This window comes from Azospirillum sp. P4_B5 (assembly GCF_056402275.1).
This window is the reverse complement of record NZ_JBFUHT010000119.1, coordinates 1-1860: the sequence shown is the minus strand read 5'-3', so window position 1 is coordinate 1860 and position 1860 is coordinate 1. Positions and strand designations below refer to the sequence as shown.

General features: G+C 67.1%; 2 protein-coding genes. Both read right to left on the bottom strand.

What is annotated here, in order from left to right; translation table 11 throughout:
- Nucleotides 1-830, bottom strand: an 830-nt coding sequence (gene sucD, locus AC1DVI_RS32245; protein ID WP_476961449.1) for a succinate--CoA ligase subunit alpha, incomplete at its 3' end; no start/stop codon positions are given.
- A 1-nt stretch (nucleotide 831) separates the two neighbouring features.
- Nucleotides 832-1860: ADP-forming succinate--CoA ligase subunit beta (gene sucC, locus AC1DVI_RS32240; protein ID WP_476961448.1), on the bottom strand; the 1029-nt coding region annotated here is incomplete at its 5' end.

Sequence of the window (1860 nt, the reverse complement as noted above, 5' to 3'; positions counted from 1 at the left end):
CTGTCGGCGACGGCGATGCCGACCGACTTCATGAAGTCGATCTTGAAGTCGGCGGTGTCGTTGCCGCCGGAGATCACCGCGCCGGCGTGGCCCATGCGGCGGCCCGGAGGCGCGGTGCGCCCGGCGATGAAGCCGACGACCGGCTTCTTGGTCCCGGAGTCGCGGATGAACTCCGCGCCCTTGACCTCGGCGTCGCCGCCGATCTCGCCGATCATGATGATGCCCTCGGTCTCCGGGTCCTTCAGGAACAGCTCCAGGCTGTCCACGAAGTTCGTCCCGTTCACCGGGTCGCCGCCGATGCCGATGCAGGTCGTCTGGCCCARSCCCGCCGCGGTGGTCTGCGCCACCGCCTCGTAGGTCAGCGTGCCCGAGCGCGAGACGATGCCGATCTTGCCACGCTTGTGGATGTGGCCGGGCATGATGCCGATCTTGCACTCGTCGGGCGTGATGATGCCCGGGCAGTTCGGCCCGATCAGCCGGGTCTTGGAGTTGCCCAGCGCSCGCTTGACGCGCACCATGTCGAGCACCGGGATGCCCTCGGTGATGCACACCACCAGCGGGATCTCGGCGTCGATCGCCTCCAGGATGGCATCCGCCGCGAAGGGCGGCGGCACGTAGATGACGCTGGCGTTGGCGCCGGTCTTCTCGACCGCGTCGGCCACCGTGTCGAAGACCGGCAGGTCGAGGTGCTTGGTGCCGCCCTTGCCCGGGGTGACGCCGCCGACCATCTTGGTGCCGTAGGCGATCGCCTGCTCGGAATGGAAGGTGCCCTGGGCTCCGGTRAAGCCCTGGCAGATCACCTTCGTGTTCTTATCGACGAGAACAGCCATCTTACGCGGCCTCCTTCACGGCCTTGACCACCTTCTCGGCGGCGTCGGCGAGGTTGTCGGCCGACAGGATCGGCAGACCGGACTCGGCCAGGATCTTCTTGCCCAGCTCGACGTTGGTGCCTTCCAGACGGACGACCAGCGGAACGTGCAGGTGCACCTCGCGGGCCGCCGCGACGACGCCTTCGGCGATGACGTCGCAGCGCATGATGCCGCCGAAGATGTTGACCAGGATGCCTTCGACGTTCGGATCGGAGAGGATCAGCTTGAAGGCCGCGGTGACGCGCTCCTTGGTGGCGCCGCCGCCGACATCGAGGAAGTTGGCCGGCTCGCCGCCGTACAGCTTGATGATGTCCATGGTCGCCATCGCCAGGCCGGCGCCGTTGACCATGCAGCCGATGTTGCCGTCCAGCTTGACGTAGTTGAGGCTGTGCTTGGCGGCCTCGATCTCGGCCGGGTCTTCCTCGGCCTCGTCGCGCAGCTCCTCGACGTCCTTGTGGCGGAACAGGGCGTTGTCGTCGAAGCTCATCTTGGCGTCGAGCGCCAGGATCTCACCCGAGCCGGTGACGATCAGCGGGTTGATCTCGACGATCGCGCAGTCCAGGTCCACGAAGGCCTGGTAGGCGGCGACGATGAACTTGGCGGCGGCGGAGACCTGCTTGCCTTCGAGGCCGAGCGCGAAGGCGACCTTGCGGGTGTGGTAGCCCTGGATGCCGGTGGCCGGGTCGATGGCGACCTTGACGATCTTCTCCGGCGTGTTGTGGGCGACCTCCTCGATCTCCATGCCGCCTTCGGTGGACGCCATGATGGTGACGCGGCCGGTGGCGCGGTCGGTCAGCATGCCGAGATACAGCTCGCGCTTGATGTCGGCGCCTTCCTCGACATAGAGGCGCTTGACCTCGCGGCCTTCCGGACCGGTCTGCTTGGTGACCAGCACGTGGTTGAGCATCTCGCCGGCGTTCTTGCCGACCTCCTCGATGGACTTGACGACGCGGACGCCGCCCTTGCCCTCGGGGTTGTCCTTGAAGCGGCC